Raw genomic sequence first — 20,904 nt, forward strand, 5'->3', positions numbered from 1 at the left:
ACCCGGTCCCGACGTCTCTGCGCGGCAGTGCGCGCCGTCGGGCGCGGGGTAGTTCACCCATTCTCCTGCTCCCGGGGCCGGAAAGTCACACCGGGGGCACCCGGGGGGACGTGACGCTCACGACACCGGCGCCACGCCGGTTCGCTCGGAGCCCTTGCCACGGCGTCCCCCGGTGCGGTGGGCTACGGTTTGCGGAATCGAAAGGTCGCCACCTCTGGGCGGTCTCGACGGAAGGGAACGGTCAGCACGTGGCAAGCACCGCGGGCGACGCGGCCACGCAGGCAGCGGTTCGTCTGGGCTTCACCTCCGGTCAGGTGATCCAGGAGTTCGGGTACGACGACGACGTCGACGACGACCTGCGCGCAGCGATCGAGGCCGCCACCGGCACCGAGCTCGTCGACGAGGACTACGACGACGTCACGGACGCCGTGGTGATCTGGTGGCGCGAGGAGGACGGCGACCTCACCGACTCCCTCGTGGACGCGCAGACCGTGCTGGACGACGGGGGCTCGATCTGGGTGTTCACGCCCAAGCCCGGCCGCTCCGGTCACGTCGACCACGGTGACATCGAGGAGGCCGCGACCACCGCGGGGCTCCACGCGACGAGCACCTTCGCGATCGCCTCCGACTGGTCCGCGACGCGGCTCGGGACGCGCGGCCGCGGCAAGTGAGCCCGTCGGGGCCCGACGCGCTCGTCGGCGTCGGTGACCCGGCACCGGACTTCACGCTCGACGACACGCACGGGACCCCGGTGCGCCTCGGCGCGCTGCGGGGGGCACCCGTGCTCGTCGTGTTCGTGCCGTTCGCCTTCTCGGGGCGCTGCACGCAGGAGCTCGGCGAGCTCCGTGACGGCCTGACGGAGCTCGAGGCCGGCGGCGCGCGGCTCCTCGTGGTCTCGTGCGACGCGACGTTCTCGCTGCGCGCGTGGGCGGAGCAGGAGGGGTACGCGTTCGCGCTCCTCTCGGACTTCTGGCCGCACGGCCAGGTGGCCCGTGCCTACGGCGTGTTCGACGAGGCGCACGGGCTCGCGCTGCGCGGGAGCTTCCTGGTCGACGCCGGTGGCGTGGTCCGCTGGTGCGTGCGCAACTCGCGCGGCGTCGTGCGGGACGTCGCGGAGTACCGGGCGGCGCTCGCGGCGCTCCCCGTCGCCCCCGCCTGAGGGTGTCCGGCGGGTAGGCTGTGCCCCCGTCGCAAGGGGCCTGTAGCTCAGCTGGTCAGAGCGCCGCGCTTACACCGCGGAGGTCGCCGGTTCGAAACCGGCCGGGCCCACCCCTCGTCCCGACGCGCGGCGGCCCGCGTGGGCTCGCCGGGGATCGCGCAGCAGCGGCGTGCCGGGGCCGGCGGTCGAGCCGGCGCGCAGATGCCGCCTGCTAGCGTCGCGCGGTGCACCTCGCGGCCCTGACCGTCCACCCCGTGAAGTCGTTGCGCGGCGAGCCCGTCACGTCGGCCGACGTCGACCGTGCGGGGCTGCGCGGCGACCGCCGGTGGATGCTCGTCGACCCCGGGGGCGCTGCGGTCACCGCACGGCGCCACCCCGAGCTGCTCGGCGTGAGCGCGCGCACGTCCCCCGGGGGCGGGGTCGTGCTGAGCCACCCGCAGCACGGCGACCTTCCCGTCGAGCCGCCCGTCGGCGGGCGTGCGGTGGCCGTGGGCCTCTCGCGCGTCGGCCGTGCACTGGCGGCTGGGCCCGAGGCCGACGCGTGGTTGCGCGCCGCGCTCGGGCTCGACGTCCGGCTCGTGTGGCAGGACGACCCGGCGCGGCGTCCGGTCGACCCCGCCCACGGCGGGCGACCGGGCGACGTCCTGAGCCTCGCGGACGACGGCCCGGTGCTGGTGACGGTCGTGGCGTCGCTGCGCCGGCTCGACGCGTGGGTCGCCGCAGCGCCGGCCCGCACCGCCCCCGGGTCACCCGCGCTCGCGGCGCCCGGGACCGGCGAGGAGCGGGGCGCCGCCGGGAGCGCCGGCCGCCGCGCCTCGCTGGCGATGGAGCGCTTCCGGCCCAACCTCGTGGTCGACGGCGACGTCGAGCCGTTCGCGGAGGACGCCTGGCCCGGCATCCGGGTGGGCGACGTCGAGCTCCGGTTCGCCGAGCACTGCGACCGGTGCGTCATGACGACGGTCGACCCGACGACCCTCGCGCGCGGGCAGGAGCCGCTGCGCACGCTCGCGAAGCACCGGCGCTGGGACGGGAAGGTCTGGTTCGGCGTGCGGATGGTGCCCGTGACCACGGGCCGCGTCACGGTCGGCGACCCCGTCGAGGTGCTCGGCGGGCGGCGTCCCGGCGGGTAGCGTTCCGTCCGTGACCCGCGACGACGCCCTGCCCCTCGCCGAGGTCGTGCGGCTCCTCGAGCGCCGCTACCCGCCCGCGACGGCCGAGTCGTGGGACGCCGTCGGGCTCGTCACGGGCGACCCCGGCCAGCCCGTGCGCAGGGTGCTGCTCGCCGTCGACCCGGTCGCCGCGGTCGTCGACGAGGCCGTCGCCTGGGGTGCGGACCTCGTGCTCGTGCACCACCCTCTGCTGCTGCGCCCGGTGACCTCGGTCGCCGCGACGACGTTCAAGGGCGCGCTGGTGCACCGGCTCGTCCGCTCCGGCGTCGCGCTGCACGTCGCCCACACCAACGCCGACGCGGCGCACGGCGGGGTCGCCGAGGCGCTGGCCGACGCCGTCGGGCTCGTCGACCAGGTGCCCCTCGTCGCCCAGCCGGTCGAGGCGCTCGACAAGCACGTCGTGTTCGTGCCCGTCGCGGACGCGGAGCGGCTCGTCGACGCCCTCGCCGCCGCCGGCGCGGGGGCGGTCGGGGAGTACAGCCGCTGCGCGTGGCGGACGACGGGGGAGGGCACGTTCACGCCGTCCGACCGCGCCGACCCCGCGGTCGGCCGCCGGGGCGAGGCCACGACCGTCGTCGAGGCGCGTGTCGAGATGGTCGCGCCCCGCCGGCTGCGCCGCGCCGTGACCGCGGCGATGCGCGCCGCGCACCCGTACGAGGAGGTCGCGTTCGACGTGCTCGAGCTGGCGCGCGAGGACGGCGCGACGGGGCTCGGACGCGTCGGGCGCCTGCCCGGGCCGACGACGCTGCGGGGCTTCGCGGAGCGCGTCGCGCAGGCGCTGCCGGCGACCGCCCAGGGCGTGCGGCTCGCGGGCGACCCTGACGGGGTCGTCGAGCGCGTGGCGGTGCTCGGGGGCTCGGGCGACTCGCTGTTCGACGCGGTGCGGGCCGCCGGTGTGGACGCCTACCTCACCGCGGACCTGCGGCACCACCCGGCGTCCGAGCTGCGCGAGCGCGCCGAGTTCGAGGCCGCACCGGGCGCGCCCGCGACCCCGTACCTCGTGGACGTCGCCCACTTCGCCTCCGAGTGGCCGTGGCTCGAGCGCGCCGCCGCCGACCTGCGCGCGGACGCCCGTGCCGCCGGCGCTACGGTGGAGACCAGGGTCAGCACGCTGCGCACCGATCCGTGGTCCGGCCGGGTCCCGAGCCCGGACCGCCCCCCGTCGTCGGAAGGAACCGCCCCGTGACCACCGCACCCCCCGAGGACCAGCGCAGGCTCCTCGACCTGCAGCAGCTCGACACCCGGCTCGACCAGATCGCGCACCGCAAGCGCACCCACCCCGTGCTGGCCCGGCTCGCGGAGGTCGACAGCCGGCTCGCGGACCTCGACACCGCGCTCGTCGCGTCCCGCACCGCCGCGAACGACCTGCGCCGCGAGGTCACGAAGGCCGAGACCGACGTCGAGCAGGTCCGCACGCGCGCCGCCCGCGACCAGGCGCGGCTCGACTCCGGGGCCGGGAGCCCCAAGGACCTCCAGGCGCTGCAGAGCGAGCTCGCGTCGCTCGCGCGCCGGCAGGACGAGCTCGAGGAGGTCGAGCTCGAGGTCATGGAGCGGCTCGAGGCGCACGAGTCGGCCCTCGCCGGGCTGACGTCCGCGCACGCCGAGGTCGTGGCGCAAGAGGCCGAGCTGGTCGCCGAGCGGGACGCCGCGTTCGCGGAGCTCGACGCCGAGGCCGAGAGGGTCGCGGCGCAGCGCACCGAGCTCGCCTCGCCGCTCGACGGCAAGCTCCTCGCGCTCTACGAGCGGCTGCGCGGCCGGCTCGGCGGGGTGGCCGTCGCGGCCCTGCGGCGCGGGCGGTCCGAGGGCAGCGGGTTGCAGGTGCCCGGCACCGAGCTCGCGCGCATCAAGGCGCTCCCGCCCGAGGAGATCGTGTACTGCGAGGACTCCGGGCGCATCCTCGTGCGCGGTGAGGACGCCTTCTGATGACGTCGGCGGGCGGCGCCGCGGGCTCGCCGCGCCGGCTCGTCGTCGAGGCGGACGGCGGCTCGCGCGGCAACCCGGGGCCCGCCGGCTACGGGGCCCTCGTCCGTGACGCGGCCACCGGGCAGGTGCTCGCGGACCGCGCCGACCACCTCGGGGTCACGACCAACAACGTCGCCGAGTACTCCGGGCTCGTCGCCGGGCTCGAGGCCGCCGCGCAGATCGACCCCGCGGCGTTCGTCGAGGTCCGGATGGACTCCCGGCTCGTCGTCGAGCAGATGTCGGGACGCTGGCAGATCAAGCACGAGGACATGCGCCGCCTGGCCCGGCGCGCCGCCGAGGTCCTACCGCGCGCGCAGGTGACCTACACGTGGGTCCCGCGCGCCGAGAACTCGGCGGCCGACGCGCTCGCGAACGAGGCGATGGACACGCGCGGCCCGGTCTCGCGGAACCCCGGACCGACGACCGGTGCGCCGTCGCCGGGCCTGCCGCCCGCACCGGCGCCCGGCGGCGACGGCACGCCCGCGCGGGGACCGCGCCCGTCCGGCGCGGCGGTCCGGTTCGACGACGCCCAGCCCGTCACGGTCGTGCTCGTACGCCACGGGGAGACGACCATGACGGTCTCTCGGGGCTACTCGGGCTCCTCGGAACCGGGGCCGTCCCTGAACGACCACGGGCGGCAGCAGGCCGCGGCCGCGGCGGAGCTGGTCCGGCGCGTGGGCCGCGACCTGTGGGGCGACATCCCGTACCCGACCGAGCTGCTCGCGTCCCCGATGGTGCGCACGCAGGAGACGGCCGCCGTCGTGGCGCGGCGGCTCGGTCTGCCCGTGCGCACCGAGCCGGCGTTCCAGGAGGCGGACTTCGGCGCCTGGCAGGGGCTGACCGCCGAGGGGATCGAGGAGCGCTGGCCCGGGATGCTCGTGCCGTGGCACACGCGGGCCGACGTCCGCCCGCCCGGTGGCGAGTCGATCGAGGACGTCGGCCGCCGCATCCAGGGCGGTCTGGACGCGCTGCTCGCCGGCGGCGTCGACCGGACCGTCGTCGTCGTCAGCCACGCGGTCGCGATCCGCGCAGCGCTCGGGCTCACGATGCGCGCGCAGCCGTCGGCGTGGAGCCAGCTCCGCGTGGCGCCGGCGTCGGTGAGCATCGTGCGGCTGTTCGAGGACGGGCGGACCGAGGTCGCGGTCGCCGGAGCACCGAGCGAGGGCTGGGCGCCCGCGCGCTGACGCCGTGGTGCCGCCCCGACCTCGGTGGTGGCGGGCGTCGGCCCGGACGGCGTCGCGCCGCCGGCCCCGGCCTGCGGTCAGCGCACGACGAGCGAGAGCACCCGGGCGCCGGTGCGTGGGCGTGCACCGAGCTCCACGTCGAGCAGCGTGCCGTCGGCCAGGAGCTCCGCGGCCGCCGCGGCGAGCTGCTCAGCGTCGCGGGGCTCCCGCCCGGGCCGCACGAGCAGGTGCCGCGTGAGCACGCCGCGCGTGTGCTTCGCGTTGTGCGACACCACGGACCGCACGCCGTCGAGCTCGCGCAGGACGCGCACCTGGACCCAGTCGGCGTCGGCGGGCGCGCGCCACGCGGCGAGGTAGGCCGCGGAGCGGCAGTCCACCACGAGCCGACCCCGGGTGGCGGCGTCGAGCTCGGCGGCGAGCGGGTCGCGCCACGCCGCCGCGAGGGGTCCGACGCCCGGCAGGTCGGTGCCCATCGAGAGCCGGTAGGCGGGGATGCGGTCGGCCGGGGAGACCAGGCCCCACAGCGCGGAGACGGTCCGGACGGCCCGCGCCGAGCGCTCGCGTGCCCGGCGGGGCAGGTCGTCGAGCCCGGCGGCCGCGTAGAGGACGCCGGTGTAGACGCGGGATGCCCGCGCCGTCGGCGCCTCGCGCAGCGTCACGTTGCGGGCCACCTCGCCGGCGAGCGACGCCCCCGCGCCCAGCACGGCGGTCGCGTCGGGTCGCGCGCTCACCCCGACGAGCGCGCCGAGCACCGTGCGGCGCACCGGCCCGAGCTCGGGGGAGGACAGGGCGTCGAGGTCGAGGGCCGGGCCGCGCGCCGGCGCGGTCTTGCCTTCGGAGGGCGGCAGGAGCACGAGCACCCGAAGACTCTAGGCTGCGCGTACCGCGGGCGACGACGTGCTGCGGCCGCGACCCGGAGGTGGGCATGGCTCAGGTCAAGATCTACGGGCGTCGCGACGTCTGGGCGCCCCGGCGGCGCGAGGTGTCCGACGCGGTGCACGCCGCGCTCGTCGGCGCGTGGCAGCTGCCCGAGGACAAGCGGTTCCACCGGTTCCTGCTGCTCGACGCCGAGGACCTCGTCGCACCCCGCTCGCCCGCCTACCTCGTCGTCGAGATCGTGTGCTTCACCGGGCGGAGCGCCACCGCCCGGCGCGCGCTGATCGCCGCCTTCTTCGACGACGTCGTGCCCGCGCTCGGGCTCGCGGCCGAGGACCTCGAGCTCGTGATCCTCGAGAGCCCGCCCGCGAGCTGGGGCATCCGCGGGGTCGCGGGCGACGAGCTCACGCTCGGGTACCGCGTCGACGTGTGACGCGAGCCAGGCTCGGCGGGGCTGTGCGGTCGCGGCGGGCGGCGCCCGCACAGCCCCGGCCACCCGCGGTCCCGCGACGGCGCGCGGCGCACTACGCTGGGTCCCGGATGAGCTGGCCAGACGGCCGCGTCGGGCCTCCGGGCCCGCCGAGGAACGTCCGGGCTCCACAGGGCAGGGTGGTGGGTAACACCCACCCGGGGCGACCCGCGGGACAGTGCCACAGAGAGAAGACCGCCACGCCCGCCCTCCGGGGCAGGCGGGGTAAGGGTGAAAGGGTGGTGTAAGAGACCACCAGCGTGCCGGGTGACCGGTGCGGCTAGGTAAACCCCACCCGGAGCAAGGCCAGACAGGGAGCGTCCGAGGGCTGCCCGCCCGAGCTCCCGGGTAGGCCGCTGGAGGCGTGCGGCAACGTACGTCGTAGATGGATGGCCGTCACCCGCGCGGGGGCAACCGCGCGCGGGCACAGAACCCGGCGTACCGGCCAGCTCATCCGCTCCGGTCGCGTCAGCGGCGACCCCGCCGGGTCGCCGACCGCGACGTCCTCCTCAGCCGCCCCGGCGACGCAGCCGCTCGACGTGCCGCTCGTGCTCCTGCGCGAGCCACGGTGTCGCGAGCCGGGCGTCGGCGGGAGTCCGCCCGTGCACGAGCGCGTCGAGGTAGGCCCGGTCCGCGGCGAGCCGGCGCGCGAGCTCGGCGCGGTCCCCGACGTGGCCGTGGCCCGGGACGAGCACCCGGACACCGTCGGCGGCGTCGTCCAGCAGGTCGAGCGCCGCGACGTAGTCGCCGACGGGGTCGTCGGCGTCGACGTCGAGCAGCGGGATCTCGAGGTCGGAGAGCATGTCGCCCGCGAGCAGCACGCCGGCCTCGGGCAGCACGAGCGCGGCGTGACCGGGGCAGTGGGCGCGGTGGGGGAGCACCCGGACCTCCGGGCCGTCCCACGGCACGCTGGTCCGTTCCGTGTCGAGCGCCGTCAGGAGCCCGAACACGTCGGGGTCGTGGCCCGGAGCGGCGTCGTCGGCCTTCGCGAGGTCCGCGGCCCGGGTGCGCCGCAGCGCGTCGACGGCCGTCCGCGTGGCCCAGCGCGGGGCGCCCGGCCAGCGCGGCGACCACAGCACGTGGTCCCAGTGCGGGTGCGTCGAGAAGCCCGCGACCACGCGCCGCCCGGAGGCCTCGAGCGCGTCCGCGAGCGCGTCGACCTCCGCTGGGGTGATCGCGGGGTCGACGACGAGGCAGGTGCCGTCGGCTCCGTCGACGACGGTGCTGAGCGTCGTCCAGATCTCCGCGGTGACGGTGTGCACGCCCGGCGCGACCCGTGCGAGCCGCGCCGGGGGAGCCACCGGCGTCGTCAGTGCTGCGCCTGCGCCGCGAGCGCCGCCGCGCCGACGATGCCTGCGGCGTTCCGCAGCTCGGCGGGCACGATGCGCGTGCGCAGGTCGAGGAGCGGCAGGAACTTCGCGTGGTTCTTGCTGACACCGCCGCCCACGACGATGAGGTCGGGCCAGAACAGGTCCTCGACGACCCGGAAGTAGCGCTGCAGCCGCGCCGACCACTGCGCGTAGTCGAGGTCCTCGCGCTCGCGGGCACTGTCGGCCGCACGCGACTCGGCGTCGTGCCCGTCGATCTCGAGGTGCCCGAGCTCGGTGTTCGGCACGAGGTGCCCGTCGACGATGAGCGCGGAGCCGATGCCCGTGCCGAGCGTCACGACGAGCACGACGCCCTTCTGGCCGTGCGCGGCGCCGTACACGGTCTCGGCGTACCCCGCGGCGTCGGCGTCGTTGACCGCGACGACGCGGCGGCCGGTCGCCTGCGCGACGACCTCCTCGACGTTCGTGCCGATCCACGACTTGTCGACGTTCGCGGCGGACTGCGCGACCCCGTGCAGGATCACCGCCGGGAACGTCACGCCCACGGGCAGCTCCGGCGGCAGCTGGAACGCGTCGACGACCTCGGCGACGGTGCGGGCGACGGCGTCCGGGGTCGCGGGCTGCGGGGTCGGGATGCGGACGCGGTCGGCGCTGAACTCGCCGGTGCCGAGGTCGACGGGCGCGCCCTTGATGCCGCTGCCGCCGATGTCGATGCCGAACGCCGTGCCGGCCACGCCGGAGGCGCCCTTGCCGTGCTTCTTGTCCTGGTCCTTCTCGTGGTGCTTGCTCATGGCAGCGTCAGGATCTCCGTCCCGGTCTCGGTGACGAGCAGGGTGTGCTCGAACTGGGCACTGCGTCGGCCGTCGGCGGTGACGACGGTCCAGCCGTCGTCCCACAGGACCCAGTCGGGGGTGCCGAGGTTGAGCATGGGCTCGATCGTGAACACCATGCCGGGCTCGATCACGGTCGCGTACGCGGGCGCGGCGTCGTAGTGCGGCACGACGAGGCCGGTGTGGAACGCCTCGCCGACCCCGTGGCCGGTGTAGTCGCGCACCACGCCGTACCCGAACCGCTGCGCGTACTTCTCGATGACGCGCCCGACGACGTTGATCTCGCGGCCGGGCACGACCGCCTTGATGGCCCGGGCGAGCGCCTCGCGGGTCCGCTCGACGAGCAGCGCGGACTCCTCGTCGAGCTCGCCGACGCCGAACGTCGCGTTGTTGTCGCCGTGCACCCCGTCGGCGTAGGCCGTGATGTCGACGTTCACGAGGTCGCCCTCGACGAGCACGGTCGAGTCGGGGATCCCGTGGCAGATCACCTCGTTGACCGACGTGCACAGCGACTTCGGGAAGCCGCGGTACCCGAGCGTCGACGGGTAGGCGTGGTGGTCCAGCAGGAACTCGTGCCCCACGCGGTCGAGCTCGTCGGTCGTCACCCCGGGCACGACGTGCCGCCCGACCTCCTCGAGCGCCTGCGCGGCGATCCTCGCGGCGACGCGGATGCGCTCGACCGTCCCGGGGTCGACCACGTCGCTGCCGGTGTGCGGCGCGGGGCCAGGGCGGCCGACGTACTCGGGCCGCGCGATCGAACGGGGCACGTCGCGGCGTGGGCTCACGGTGCCGGGGACCAGCGCCGGTCTCGACGCGTGCAGGGTCGACATGAGTGGCAGTCTACGGAGAGGTGCCGCGGAACGGCGGCTGAGCAGCAGGAAGGCGCCTCCGAGGCGCCCCGAGACCGGCGGAGGAACCATGTCCGGGACGGACCGCGAGTTCTACTACAACACCGAGACCGGCCAGGTCGAGGAGGGCAAGGTCTCCGACTGGACCGGTCGGATGGGCCCGTACCCGTCGCGCGAGGCCGCCGAGCACGCGCTGGACCAGGCGAAGGCCCGGACGCGCGCCTGGGACGAGGAGGACGAGCGCCGCCGGTGAGGCGCGGCCCCGTGCGGTTCGTGGGCGTCGGGGCCGGCTGACGGCGTCCGCGTCAGCGCGGTCGCAGGTGGGCCACGACGGGACGGTGGTCGCTGCCCCCGACGGCAGGGAGGACGTCGAAGCCGACGACGTCCCAGACCTCCGGGTCGACCAGCACGTGGTCGATCGGCGTCGACAGCCAGCTCGGCATCCCGGCGGGCCACGTGCCCAGCGCGGCGGCGCCGGCGGTCTCCGCGGCGTCGACGCACGAGCCGAGGTCACGCAGGCCGGGGTGGTCGAGCGTCGCGTTGAGGTCGCCCGCGACGACGAGCCCGGGCGTACCGTCGCACGTCTGCGCGACGAGGCTCGTCTCGCGGCGCCAGTCGTCCATCGCGGCCAGCGAGAACGGTGCCGTCGGGTGCGCGGCGACGAGCAGCGGGGAGCGTCCGGCCGTCCCGGCGCGAGCCCCCCGGGCCGGGGCGGCGTCGCCCGCGACCGGGTCGGCGCGGAAACCGCCCAGCACCGTCGGCAGGTCGGCCGTGACCTCGTACCGCCCGAGGTCGGTCGCGACGAGCAGCGCCGTCGAGGCGACCGGGGCGCCACCCCCCGTGCTCCGCCCGAAGACCCACACCGGCCGGCCCGCGTCCTCGAGCAGCGCCGCCGTGGCCCGGGCGGTGGCGGGCAGGGTCTCCGGGAGCACGACCACGTCCGCGCCGTGCTCGAGCACGAGCGGCGCCAGGTCCTGGGACGTGACCACGCCGAGGGTGTTGAACGAGAGCACCACGACGTCCCCGTCCTCGCGCGCCGCGGTGACGTCCCCGTCCCAGCCCCGGGCGCCCAGGACGGCGACCTGCGCCACCGCCCCGGCCAGCAGCACCGCGGCCGAGACCGCCCCGACGCGCGAGCGCCGCACCCGCGGCACGGTCAGCGCCACCACACCCAGCGCGAGCATGCCGAGCGCGACGGGCATCCGGAACGCGACGAGGTGCGCGCCGACGACTCGACCCGCCGCGTCGGAGGCCCCGGGGGCCACGAGGACCACGACGAGGAGGGCGAGCACGACGGGCACCGCCCGGGCGGCGAGCCGTCGGCCCCGGTGCGCGTCCGAGCCCGGGTGCCGGGCCGGCTCCGCGGATGCCCGCCCGGCCGGCGTGGTGCTCAGCTCTCGAACGAGTGCGCCGCGTCGGGGAACCCGCCCGAGCGCACGTCGTCGGCGTAGGCGCGGGCGGCCTCCCCGAGGAGCCGGCCGACCTGCGCGTACTGCTTCGCGAACCGCGGCGACCAGTCGCCCATGCCCGCCATGTCGAGCCACACGAGCACCTGGCCGTCGCACTGCGGGCCGGCGCCGATGCCGATCGTGGGGATCTCGAGGATCTCGGTCACGCGCGCCGCGACGTACGACGGCACCATCTCGAGGACCACCGCGACCGCGCCGGCCTCCTGGAGGGCGAGCGCGTCCTCGCTCAGCGTCGCGGCTGCCGTGTCGCCACGACCCTGGACGCGTTTGCCGCCGAGGATGTTCTCCGACTGCGGGGTGAAGCCGAGGTGCCCGACGACGGGGATCCCCGCGTCGGTCAGCGCCCGGACCTGCGCGGCGCACCGCTTGCCGCCCTCGAGCTTCACGGCGTGCGCGTTCGCCTCCTTGAAGAACCGCACACCCGTCTCGAGCGCCTGCTGCGGGCCCGCCTCGTACGACCCGAACGGCAGGTCGGCGACGACGAGCGAGCGGCGCACCGAGCGCGTGACCGCGCGCACCGCGGGGATGAGCTCGTCGACGGTGACCGGGATGGTCGTCTCGTGGCCGAGCATCGTGTTGCCGATCGAGTCGCCCACGAGCAGCAGGTCGATGCCGGCCTCGTCGAAGATGCGCGCCGTCGGGGCGTCGTAGGCGGTGAGCATCGTGAGCTTGTGCCCGCGCTCCTTCGCCTCGCGGAGGTGGTGCACGCGCACGCGCTTGGGGGTCTCGCTCATCGCCGCTGCTCCTGGTGGTCCGGGGTGGGTCGGGCGCACGCCGGCGTGCGCCCCGGGGTCGTGGGGGTCGTGGCGCCCGTCAGGGCTCGCACCACCGCGTCGTGATGGGCAGGCGCCGGTCCCGGCCGAACGCGAGCGCTGTGACCTTGGGCCCGAGCGGGTACTGCCGCCGCTTCCACTCGGCCCGGTCGACGAGCTGCAGCACCTTGTCCACGACCTCGGGGTCGAACCCGCGGGCGAGCAGCTCGGCGCGGCCCTCGGCGTGCTCGACGTACGCGTCGAGCACCTCGTCGAGCAGGTCGTACGGCGGCAGGGAGTCCTGGTCGACCTGACCGGGTCGCAGCTCGGCCGACGGGGGTTTGGTGATCGAGCTCTCCGGGATCGGCGGGATCGCCCCGGCGTCGATCGCCGCGTCGTTGCGCCACCGGGCGAGCGCCCAGACGCGCGACTTGTCGACGTCCTTGAGCGGCGCGTAGCCGCCGACGGCGTCGCCGTAGATCGTCGAGTAGCCGACCGCGAGCTCGGACTTGTTGCCCGTCGCGAGCACGAGGTGACCTTCCGCGTTGGACAGGCCCATGAGGATCACACCGCGCACGCGCGCCTGCAGGTTCTCCGCCGCGACGCCCTCGAGGTGCATCTCGCCCTCGAACGCGTCGACCATCGGGCCGATCGGCTGCACGCGGTAGTCGGCGCCGATGCGCTCCGCGAGGTCGGCGGCGTCGTCCTTCGAGTGCTCCGACGAGTGCCGCGACGGCATCGAGACGCCGACGACGTTCTCGCCGCCCACCGCGTCCGCGCTGAGGGCGGCGACGAGCGCGGAGTCGATGCCGCCGGACAGCCCCAGCACGACCGACCGGAAGCCGTTCTTGCGCACGTAGCCCACGAGGCCGGCGACGAGCGCCTCGTAGATCTCCTGGTCCGGGTGCAGCGGCGGGGCGATCTCGCCGGTCGCGGGCTCCTCGTCGTCCTCGACGAGGTCCCAGACCAGCAGGTGCTCGTGGAACTGGGGCGCCCGCGCGAGGAGCCGCCCGTCGGCGCCGACGACGAACGACCCGCCGTCGAACACGAGGTCGTCCTGGCCGCCGACCATGTTGCAGTACGCGACCGGCGCCTGGACCTCGCGGGCGCGGCGCGCGGCGAGCTCGGTGCGCACATGCCCCTTGCCCTCCTCGAACGGCGAGCCGTTGAGGACGACGAGCAGCGACACCTCGTTCTCGTCCATCTGCGAGACGGGACCGCCGTCCTGCCAGATGTCCTCGCAGATCACGACGCCGACGCGCCGCCCGCGCACGTCGAGCACGCAGACGCCGTCGCCGGGAGCGAAGATCCGGAACTCGTCGAACACGCCGTAGTTCGGCAGGTGGTGCTTGTCGTAGCGCGTCTGCACCGCACCGTGCTGGAGGAGCACCGCCTGGTTGGTCGGGCGCGCCGGGGCGCCGTCGTGCTCGCGCGACGTCGTCTCGCCGACGGAGCCGACGAGCACGGCGAGGTTCCCCACGCCCGCGGCGTCGAGCTCCTTCGCCACGCGGTGCAGCGCGGCCTCCGCCCCGCGGCGGAACGACGCCCGCAGCGCGAGGTCCTCGATCGGGTAGCCGGTGATCGTCATCTCGGGGAAGACCACGAGGTCGGCACCCGCGTCCGCGGCCTCGCGGGACCGGTCGAGCACCGCACGGCTGTTCGCGTCGAGGTCGCCGACGCAGGTGTCGATCTGGGCCAGGGCGATGCGCAGGTGGGCCATGCGCCGAGCCTAGAGGGTGGCGCGGTACCGCACGCCGCGGGTCGGGCGGGCCCGGAAACGGGGTGCGATCGGGTGCACCCGGCGCGGTCCGGCGCCGGGACGGCCCGTCCATCAGGCAGGATGTACCGCATGGACAGGCAGCAGGAGTTCGTGCTCCGCACGGTCGAGGAACGGGACATCCGCTTCATCCGGCTCTGGTTCACCGACGTGCTCGGGATCCTCAAGTCGGTCGCGATCGCGCCGGCCGAGCTCGAGGCGGCCTTCGCGGAGGGCATCGGCTTCGACGGGAGCTCGATCCAGGGGCTCACGCGCGTGTACGAGGCCGACATGATCGCCAAGCCGGACCCGAGCACGTTCCAGGTGCTCCCGTGGCGCGGCGAGCGGCACGGCACCGCGCGCATGTTCTGCGACATCCTCACGCCCGACGGCGAGCCCTCGCTCGCGGACTCGCGCAACGTCCTCAAGCGCGCGCTCGCGAAGGGCAGCGCGCAGGGGTTCACCTTCTACACGCACCCCGAGGTCGAGTTCTACCTCTTCGAGGCGCCGGCCGACCCGCTGGTCCCGCTCGTGCCGGTCGACTCGGGCGGCTACTTCGACCACGTCCCGCGCGGCACCGCGCACGACTTCCGGCGCGCGGCGATCACGATGCTCGAGTCGATGGGCATCTCGGTCGAGTTCTCCCACCACGAGGCCGGCCCGGGCCAGAACGAGATCGACCTGCGCTACGCCGACGCGCTCACGACCGCCGACAACATCATGACGTTCCGCACGGTCGTCAAGGAGGTCGCGCTCGAGCAGGGCGTCTTCGCCTCGTTCATGCCGAAGCCGCTCGCCGACCAGCCCGGGTCCGGCATGCACACCCACCTGTCGCTGTTCGAGGGCGACCGCAACGCGTTCCACGAGCCCGGCGCGCATCTCGAGCTCTCGAAGGTCGCCCGCAGCTTCATCGCGGGTCTGCTGCGCCACGCCGCCGAGATCACCGCGGTGACGAACCAGTTCGTCAACTCGTACAAGCGGCTCTGGGGCGGCTCCGAGGCCCCGAGCTTCATCTGCTGGGGCCACAACAACCGCTCGGCGCTCGTGCGCGTGCCGATGTACAAGCCCGGCAAGGGCAACTCGAGCCGCATCGAGTACCGCGCGGTCGACGCGGCGACGAACCCGTACCTGGCGTTCGCGGTCATGCTCGCGGCCGGCCTCAAGGGCATCGAGGAGGGTTACGAGCTCCCCGAGGGCGCCGAGGACGACGTCTGGGAGCTCACCGACGCGGAGCGCCGCGCGCTCGGCATCGAGCCGCTGCCGACGTCGCTCGTCGACGCGATCGGCGTCATGGAGAAGTCGGAGCTCGTCGCCGAGACGCTCGGGGAGCACGTCTTCGACTACGTGCTGCGCAACAAGCGGCGCGAGTGGGAGGAGTACCGCTCGCAGGTCACGCCCTACGAGCTGCAGCGGTTCCTGCCGGTCCTCTGACGCGCTCGTGGACGGCGCCCGCGCCTGGGTCGCCGCGCTCCCGGGGCCGTGCGTCCCGGACCGCGGCCCGGTGCGCCGTCACGCGTGCGCCGTGGGTAGCGTGACGGCGTGAGCACCCTCGGCGCCGGCGGGCGCGGCAGCACCTTGGCCGGACGGCTGACCCGCGCCGGGTTCGCCGACGCCGCGCGCGCGGAGCGGCTGCTCGCCGACGCCGCGCTCGCGGTCGTCGCGGACGAGCCCGAGGCGCTCCTGGGTCCGGTGTCGGAGGTCGCGGACCCCGACCACGCGCTGCTCGCGCTCGCCAAGATCGCGGGCGCCTGCGTCTCGTCGGCCGACCCCGCGCACGCCGGCGTGCTCCGCGCGCTCCTCGGGTCGCCGAGCGAGGGCCGGGACCGGCTGCTCGCCGTCGTCGGCTCCTCGGTGGCCCTCGGCGACACCCTCGCGGCGCACCCGGGCAACCTCGTGCTCCTGGCCGACGACTCCGCGGGGACCGGTGTCAGCGCCGCGGACGTGCGCTCCGAGCTGCTCGAGGCCGTCGGCGCCGACCCAGCCGCGGACGTCCCGGTGGCCGGTGTCGTCGGCTCGCCCGGCGTCGACGCGATGCGCCGCGCGTACCGTGCCCGGCTGCTCCGGATCGCGGCCACGGACCTGACGGCGACCGACCCGCTCAGCCGGCTCCCCGGGGTCGCGGCGGCGCTCGCGGACCTCGCGGCCGCCGCGCTCGAGGCGTCGCTGGCGATCGCCCGCGCCGACCTGGACGACCACGGGCTCGGCGTGCGCCTCGCGGTCATCGGGATGGGCAAGACCGGGGGCCGCGAGCTCAACTACGTGAGCGACGTCGACGTCATCTACGTCGCCGAGCCGGTCGACGGGGTCGACGAGGACGAGGCGCTCGCGGTGGGCGCGCGGCTCGCGACCGGGCTCGCGCGTGCGTGCTCGACCGCGTCGGCCGAGCCGGCACTGTGGCCCGTCGACGCGGCGCTGAGGCCCGAGGGCAAGAACGGGCCGCTGGTCCGCACGGTCGCGAGCCACCGCGCGTACTACGAGCGCTGGGCCAAGACGTGGGAGTTCCAGGCGCTGCTCAAGGCCCGGCCCCTCGCGGGGGACGCCGCGCTGGGGCGCGAGTACGTCGAGCTCGTCAACCCGTTCGTGTGGTCGGCCGTGCAGCGGGAGAACTTCGTCGAGGACTCCCAGGCGATGCGGCGCCGGGTCGAGCACCACGTGCCCGCGGCCGAGGCGGACCGGCAGCTCAAGCTCGGCGTCGGCGGGCTCCGCGACGTCGAGTTCACCGTCCAGCTCCTCCAGCTCGTGCACGGGCGCGCCGACGAGACGATCCGCAGCCCCAACACGCTGACAGCGCTGGCGGCACTCGCCGCCGGCGGGTACGTCGGCCGCGAGCACGCCGCGCAGCTCGCGGTCTGCTACCGGCTCCTGCGCGCGCTCGAGCACCGCATCCAGCTGCACCGGCTCCAGCGGACGCACCTCATGCCGACCGCCGAGGCGGACCTGCGCCGGCTCGCGCGCTCGGTCGGGATGCGCGCCGAGGGCGCCGCGGGGCTCGACGAGCGGTGGCGCACCGTGCGGCGCGAGGTCCGGCGCCTGCACGAGGAGCTGTTCTACCGACCGCTCCTGCCCGCGACCGCCCAGCTCTCGACCGAGGAGGCCAGGCTCGCCCCCGAGGCGGCGCGTGCCCGGCTCGCCGCGATCGGCTACAAGGACCCCGCCGGCGCGCTGCGGCACATCGCCGCGCTGACCGAGGGCATCTCGCGGCGTGCCTCGATCCAGCGCCAGCTGCTGCCCGTGATGATCGGCTGGTTCGCCGACGGCGCGGACCCGGACACCGGGCTGCTCGCGTTCCGTCGCCTGTCCGACGAGCTCGGCACCACGCACTGGTACCTCAAGCTGCTGCGGGACTCCGGGACGGCGGCGCAGCGACTCGCGCGGGTGCTGTCGACGTCCCGTTACGTCGCCGACGCGCTGTCGCGCTCGCCCGAGTCGGTGACGTGGCTCGCGGGCGACGCCGAGCTCGAGCCCCGCACCCACGAGCGGCTGACCGCCGAGGCGGACGCGGTGCTGACCCGCGCGCACGAGCCGACCCCGGCGGCCACGGCGCTGCGGGCGCTGCGGCGGCGCGAGCTCGCCCGCACGGCCGCTGCCGACGTGCTGGGCGTGGTCATCAGCACGCGCGCCTCGCAGAGCCTCACGACGGCCGCGGACGTCGTGCTCGCGGGCGCGCTGCGCGTCGCGCGGGCCGAGGCCCGCCGGGAGCACGGCCTCGACGCGGACCCGACGCGGCTCCTCGTGGTCGCGATGGGCCGGCTCGGTGGGCGCGAGATGGGGTACTCGTCGGACGCGGACGTCCTCTTCGTGCACGACCCCGTCCCCGGCGCCGACCCCACGGGCGCGCAGCAGTTCGCCCTCACGGTCGCGACCCGCATCCGGCAGATGCTCGGCGAGGTCGGTCCGGAGCCGGCGCTCGAGGTCGACGCCGACCTGCGCCCCGAGGGCCGGAACGGACCGCTGACCCGCTCGTTCGACGCCTACGCGGAGTACTACGGCCGCTGGTCCTCGCCGTGGGAGAGCCAGGCGCTGCTGCGCGCGCGCCCGGTCGCGGGGGACGAGGAGCTCGGTCGCCGGTTCGTCGGGCTCGTCGCGCCGCTGCGCTACCCGGAGGGCGGGCTCGACGCCGCGACGGTCCGCGAGGTGCGGCGTGTCAAGGCGCGCGTGGAGGCCGAGCGGCTGCCGCGTGGGGTCGACCCGGCGCGGCACCTCAAGCTCGGCCGGGGTGGCATCTCCGACGTCGAGTGGACGGCCCAGCTGCTCCAGCTCCAGCACGCCCACCGCGTCCCCGGCCTGCGCACGACCGCGACCCTCGAGGCGCTCGACGCCGCGGCCGGCGCCGGCCTGCTCGACCCCGACGACTGCCGTGAGCTGACCGACGCGTGGGAGCTCGCGTCCCGCCTGCGTGACGCGCTCGTGCTGTGGAGCGGGCGCACCGGGGGGGCGCGCGCCGACGTGCTCCCGCACGACCGGCAGGCGCTCGCCGGGCTCGCGCGGGTCCTGGGCTTCCCCCCGGGCTCGGGCGGCGAGCTCGAGGAGGTCTACCTGCGCACGGCGCGCCGGGCCCGGGCGGTCGTCGAGCGGGTCTTCTACGCCTGAGCGTCCACGGTGCGGCTCTCGACCGGGCCGGCGCCCGGACCGTCGGTCGACGCGGCGGTCTCGTCCGCGGCGTCGTGGTGCTCGCCGTCGTGCGGGGACCGCGTGGCCTCGGGGTCCTTCGGCTCGAGCGTCTGGCCCGGCTCGGCGCGCAGGAGCTCGGAGTCCACGAGCTCGTGCCGGCGCACGTACGTCCCCGAGACCGCCTGGATCGTGGCGGCGACGGGCAGCGCGAGGAACGCCCCGAGCGCGCCGAACACCGCACCGAACGCGAGGACCGCGAGGAACGACATCGCCGGGTTGAGCTCGAGCGAGCGCGCGGACACCTTGGGAGCGAAGATCAGGTTCTCGACCTGCTGGTACGCGAGGACGAACACGAGGACCCCGGCGGCCGTCAGCGGGCTGACCGAGAACGCGACGGCGACGGGCAGGATGCCCCCGAGGTAGGTGCCGATCGTCGGGACAAACTGCGAGACGACCCCGGTGAACGCCGCGAGCGGCAGCGCGTACGGCACGTCGACGACCGTGAGGAAGACGAAGGTGAACGCGGTCGAGAGCGCCGCGAGGACGAGCCGCGAGTTGATGAAGTCGGCGACCTTGGCCTGCGACACCTCCCAGATGTTGAGCACCTCGTGCTGGCGCCGGGGGGCGAGCAGCCGGCAGATCGCGGCGCGGAACCGCGGCCCGGCGGCGACCATGTAGTAGACGACCAGGAGGACCGCGGACAGCACGAAGAAGAACCCGAGGATCGAGCCGCCGACGCCGAGGATCCCGAACGCCAGGTCGTCGCCCCAGTCGTTCGCGAGCCGCTCGAGCACCTCGGAGGTCTCCGGCAGCACGATCCCGAAGCTGTCGTCGAGCATCGCCGTCAGGTCGGCGTACAGGCGGGGCACGTCCTGCACGAGGTCCACGAGCTGCGCGACGAACAACCCGCCGAACAGGGCGAGCACGACGACGACCCCGATGATCGAGCCGATCATCACGAGCCCCGTCGCGAGCCCGCGCCGGACCCGGTGCCGCACGAGCCACTTCACGGCCGGCTCCATCGCGAGCGAGATGAACCACGAGATCACGATGATCGTCAGGACGGTGCCGAGCTTGCCCAGCGCGCGCCACGTGAGCACGCCCAGGAACACCGCGACGACGGCCATGACGAGTGCGCGCGGGAGCCACGCGGGGGGACGACGATCGGCGGCGGCGGCGGACGTGCGGGGCGGGAGGACGGGCACGGTCATGCGGGCTCCAACGACGGGGGGTGCGCCGAGGCCGGGGGGAGGCCGTGCGGGCGGGTGTCGGGGGGAAACCTAGTGGACGGTGCGGGGGATCGCCCGGCAGAGGAGCGCGCGGTGGCGCGAGCGGGCGACCCGCTCCGCAGCTCGGGGTGGGGCCGATTCACGGTCCCCTGGAGCGAGCAGCACGGCAATCGTTTTCGATAACGTTTTACACACGCTAGAGTGTCCGCCGTGGAGATCCAGCGCAGGCTCACCATCAGCGACGTCGCCCGGCAGGCCGGCGTCTCGGTGGCGACCGTCTCGAAGGTGATCAACGAGCGCTACGGCGTCTCGGCCGAGACCGCGAGCCGGGTCCAGGCGGTGATCGCCGAGCTCGGCTACGAGTCGAGCCTCGTCGCGCGCAGCCTGCGCAGCCACCAGAAGAACGTGATCGGCATCCTGGTCGCGGACTTCGAGCCGTTCAGCACCGAGCTCCTCAAGGGCGCGGCGCACGCGATCCGGGGGAGCGGCTACGAGATCGTCGCCTACTCCGCGAGCGGCGCGGCCGAGGAGCTCGTCGGCTGGGAGCGTCGGTACCTCTCGCGCCTCTCGGGGACGCTGATCGACGGTGCCGTCCTCGTGACCCCCACGGTCGTGGACGCGCGCTACGGCACCCCGGTCGTCGCGGTCGACCCGCACACCGGCCGCTCCGGCATGCCGACCGTCGACTCCGACAACCTCAAGGGCGCGATGCTCGCGACCGAGCACCTGCTGGGCCTCGGCCACCGGCGGATCGGGTTCCTCGGCGGTCGCCTCGACCTCGAGTCGGCCCGCCTGCGCGAGGAGGGCTACCGCCACGCGCTCGAGGCCGCGGGCGTCGAGGTCGACCCCGAGCTCGTCCGCGTCGGTGGCTACCGCCCCGAGTCGGCCGAGCAGCCCGCCCGCGAGCTGCTCGCGCTCGACGACCCGCCCACGGCGATCTTCGCGGCCAACGACCTCTCGGCCATCCGCACGATGCAGGTGGCGCAGGGCCTCGGGCTGCGCGTCCCGGAGGACCTCTCGGTGATCGGCTTCGACAACGTGCCCGAGTCGGCTCTCGCCGTCCCGCAGCTCACGACCGTGGCGCAGCCGATCCAGGAGATGGGCTACCAGGCGGTCCGCATGCTCATCGACCTGGTCGAGGGCCGCTCGCCCGCCCAGACGCACGTGTCGCTGCCGACCGAGCTCGTCGAGCGGCAGTCCTGCGCCCCGGCACCGTCGCGCGACGCCTGACGACCGCTCCGCGACGCACCAGCACGCGCCCT

General features: G+C 75.3%; 19 protein-coding genes, 1 tRNA gene and 1 other RNA gene. 13 read left to right on the plus strand and 8 right to left on the minus strand.

Annotated elements, in window-relative coordinates; all coding sequences use genetic code 11:
• Positions 1-248: 248 nt before the first annotated feature.
• From ACWFNE_RS07900 to ACWFNE_RS07930, 7 genes are all read left to right on the plus strand, one after another.
• The gene (locus ACWFNE_RS07900) at positions 249-671 is read left to right on the plus strand and encodes a DUF3052 domain-containing protein (RefSeq protein WP_412869454.1); all 423 of its coding nucleotides are present in this window, start codon (positions 249-251) and stop codon (positions 669-671) included.
• Complete coding sequence (locus tag ACWFNE_RS07905) at positions 668-1,159, plus strand: peroxiredoxin (protein WP_452121876.1); 492 nt, start codon at positions 668-670, stop codon at positions 1,157-1,159. Before ACWFNE_RS07900 ends, ACWFNE_RS07905 begins: the two co-directional genes overlap by 4 nt.
• Positions 1,160-1,195: 36 nt before the next feature.
• Positions 1,196-1,269: transfer RNA gene (locus tag ACWFNE_RS07910), tRNA-Val, on the plus strand.
• A gap of 114 nt (positions 1,270-1,383) precedes the next feature.
• Positions 1,384-2,289, plus strand: coding sequence for an MOSC domain-containing protein (locus ACWFNE_RS07915; RefSeq protein WP_452121877.1), 906 nt, complete (start codon positions 1,384-1,386; stop codon positions 2,287-2,289).
• A gap of 10 nt (positions 2,290-2,299) precedes the next feature.
• Positions 2,300-3,514 carry a Nif3-like dinuclear metal center hexameric protein gene (locus ACWFNE_RS07920; RefSeq protein ID WP_452121878.1) on the plus strand — a complete coding sequence of 405 codons (1,215 nt, stop codon included), beginning with the start codon at positions 2,300-2,302 and terminating at the stop codon, positions 3,512-3,514.
• Positions 3,511-4,251: a zinc ribbon domain-containing protein gene (locus ACWFNE_RS07925; protein ID WP_452121879.1), complete on the plus strand. Its 741-nt coding sequence runs from the start codon at positions 3,511-3,513 to the stop codon at positions 4,249-4,251. The genes ACWFNE_RS07920 and ACWFNE_RS07925 overlap by 4 nt, the downstream gene beginning before the upstream one ends.
• Positions 4,251-5,474, plus strand: coding sequence for a bifunctional RNase H/acid phosphatase (locus tag ACWFNE_RS07930; protein ID WP_452121880.1), 1,224 nt, complete (start codon positions 4,251-4,253; stop codon positions 5,472-5,474). Before ACWFNE_RS07925 ends, ACWFNE_RS07930 begins: the two co-directional genes overlap by 1 nt.
• A 77-nt stretch (positions 5,475-5,551) precedes the next feature.
• Here ACWFNE_RS07930 and ACWFNE_RS07935 read toward each other — a convergent pair whose 3' ends face one another.
• Positions 5,552-6,334: a YaaA family protein gene (locus ACWFNE_RS07935; RefSeq protein WP_452121881.1), complete on the minus strand. Its 783-nt coding sequence runs from the start codon at positions 6,332-6,334 to the stop codon at positions 5,552-5,554.
• 65 nt (positions 6,335-6,399) lie between these two features.
• On the opposite strand from ACWFNE_RS07935, the gene ACWFNE_RS07940 reads away from it, so the two are divergent.
• Together ACWFNE_RS07940 and rnpB are read left to right on the plus strand one after the other, a co-directional pair.
• Positions 6,400-6,783: a tautomerase family protein gene (locus tag ACWFNE_RS07940; RefSeq protein WP_452121882.1), complete on the plus strand. Its 384-nt coding sequence runs from the start codon at positions 6,400-6,402 to the stop codon at positions 6,781-6,783.
• A 108-nt stretch (positions 6,784-6,891) separates the two neighbouring features.
• Positions 6,892-7,276, plus strand: an RNA gene (gene rnpB, locus ACWFNE_RS07945) — RNase P RNA component class A.
• A 52-nt stretch (positions 7,277-7,328) separates the two neighbouring features.
• On the opposite strand, the gene ACWFNE_RS07950 is transcribed toward rnpB, so the two are convergent.
• The 3 genes from ACWFNE_RS07950 to map are packed head-to-tail and all read right to left on the minus strand — an operon-like array spanning position 7,329 to position 9,807.
• On the minus strand, positions 7,329-8,120 hold the full coding sequence (locus ACWFNE_RS07950) for an MBL fold metallo-hydrolase (protein WP_452121883.1): 792 nt from the start codon (positions 8,118-8,120) through the stop codon (positions 7,329-7,331).
• An 8-nt stretch (positions 8,121-8,128) separates the two neighbouring features.
• The gene (ppgK, locus tag ACWFNE_RS07955; RefSeq protein ID WP_452121884.1) at positions 8,129-8,938 is read right to left on the minus strand and encodes a polyphosphate--glucose phosphotransferase; all 810 of its coding nucleotides are present in this window, start codon (positions 8,936-8,938) and stop codon (positions 8,129-8,131) included.
• Positions 8,935-9,807, minus strand: coding sequence for a type I methionyl aminopeptidase (map, locus tag ACWFNE_RS07960; protein ID WP_452121885.1), 873 nt, complete (start codon positions 9,805-9,807; stop codon positions 8,935-8,937). Before map ends, ppgK begins: the two co-directional genes overlap by 4 nt.
• A gap of 88 nt (positions 9,808-9,895) precedes the next feature.
• Here map and ACWFNE_RS07965 point away from each other — a divergent pair, with 88 nt between their 5' ends.
• Positions 9,896-10,078, plus strand: coding sequence for an SPOR domain-containing protein (locus ACWFNE_RS07965; RefSeq protein ID WP_452121886.1), 183 nt, complete (start codon positions 9,896-9,898; stop codon positions 10,076-10,078).
• Between the two features lie 52 nt (positions 10,079-10,130).
• Here the strand turns inward: ACWFNE_RS07965 and ACWFNE_RS07970 are convergent, their stop codons facing one another.
• From ACWFNE_RS07970 to ACWFNE_RS07980, 3 genes are all read right to left on the minus strand, one after another.
• Entirely contained in the window at positions 10,131-11,117 is a 987-nt protein-coding gene (locus tag ACWFNE_RS07970) for an endonuclease/exonuclease/phosphatase family protein (protein ID WP_452121887.1), read from the minus strand.
• 98 nt (positions 11,118-11,215) lie between these two features.
• Complete coding sequence (gene panB / locus ACWFNE_RS07975; protein WP_452121888.1) at positions 11,216-12,028, minus strand: 3-methyl-2-oxobutanoate hydroxymethyltransferase; 813 nt, start codon at positions 12,026-12,028, stop codon at positions 11,216-11,218.
• A 79-nt stretch (positions 12,029-12,107) separates the two neighbouring features.
• Complete coding sequence (locus ACWFNE_RS07980; RefSeq protein WP_452121889.1) at positions 12,108-13,766, minus strand: NAD+ synthase; 1,659 nt, start codon at positions 13,764-13,766, stop codon at positions 12,108-12,110.
• Positions 13,767-13,895: 129 nt separating this feature from the next.
• Between ACWFNE_RS07980 and glnA the strand changes: the two genes are divergently transcribed.
• Both glnA and ACWFNE_RS07990 read left to right on the plus strand, forming a co-directional pair.
• Positions 13,896-15,233: a type I glutamate--ammonia ligase gene (glnA, locus tag ACWFNE_RS07985; protein WP_183294512.1), complete on the plus strand. Its 1,338-nt coding sequence runs from the start codon at positions 13,896-13,898 to the stop codon at positions 15,231-15,233.
• 108 nt (positions 15,234-15,341) lie between these two features.
• Complete coding sequence (locus tag ACWFNE_RS07990) at positions 15,342-18,392, plus strand: bifunctional [glutamine synthetase] adenylyltransferase/[glutamine synthetase]-adenylyl-L-tyrosine phosphorylase (RefSeq protein ID WP_452121890.1); 3,051 nt, start codon at positions 15,342-15,344, stop codon at positions 18,390-18,392.
• On the opposite strand, the gene ACWFNE_RS07995 is transcribed toward ACWFNE_RS07990, so the two are convergent.
• Complete coding sequence (locus ACWFNE_RS07995) at positions 18,383-19,624, minus strand: AI-2E family transporter (RefSeq protein WP_452121891.1); 1,242 nt, start codon at positions 19,622-19,624, stop codon at positions 18,383-18,385. The genes ACWFNE_RS07990 and ACWFNE_RS07995 overlap by 10 nt on opposite strands.
• 234 nt (positions 19,625-19,858) lie before the next feature.
• On the opposite strand from ACWFNE_RS07995, the gene ACWFNE_RS08000 reads away from it, so the two are divergent.
• A complete protein-coding gene (locus ACWFNE_RS08000) occupies positions 19,859-20,872 on the plus strand; it encodes a LacI family DNA-binding transcriptional regulator (protein WP_452121986.1) in 1,014 nt (337 codons plus the stop codon).
• Positions 20,873-20,904 lie beyond the last annotated feature (32 nt).

This window comes from Cellulomonas sp. NPDC055163 (assembly GCF_053607065.1).

Bases quoted from the DNA above. Each gene is read 5' to 3' on its own strand.
- ACWFNE_RS07930 (WP_452121880.1), top strand. From the start codon at position 4,251: ATGACGTCGGCGGGCGGCGCCGCGGGCTCGCCGCGCCGGCTCGTCGTC.
- ACWFNE_RS07940 (WP_452121882.1), top strand. From the start codon at position 6,400: ATGGCTCAGGTCAAGATCTACGGGCGTCGCGACGTCTGGGCGCCCCGG.
- ppgK (WP_452121884.1), bottom strand. From the start codon at position 8,938: ATGAGCAAGCACCACGAGAAGGACCAGGACAAGAAGCACGGCAAGGGC.
- map (WP_452121885.1), bottom strand. From the start codon at position 9,807: ATGTCGACCCTGCACGCGTCGAGACCGGCGCTGGTCCCCGGCACCGTG.
- ACWFNE_RS07965 (WP_452121886.1), top strand. From the start codon at position 9,896: ATGTCCGGGACGGACCGCGAGTTCTACTACAACACCGAGACCGGCCAG.
- panB (WP_452121888.1), bottom strand. From the start codon at position 12,028: ATGAGCGAGACCCCCAAGCGCGTGCGCGTGCACCACCTCCGCGAGGCG.
- ACWFNE_RS07980 (WP_452121889.1), bottom strand. From the start codon at position 13,766: ATGGCCCACCTGCGCATCGCCCTGGCCCAGATCGACACCTGCGTCGGC.
- glnA (WP_183294512.1), top strand. From the start codon at position 13,896: ATGGACAGGCAGCAGGAGTTCGTGCTCCGCACGGTCGAGGAACGGGAC.
- ACWFNE_RS07995 (WP_452121891.1), bottom strand. From the start codon at position 19,624: ATGACCGTGCCCGTCCTCCCGCCCCGCACGTCCGCCGCCGCCGCCGAT.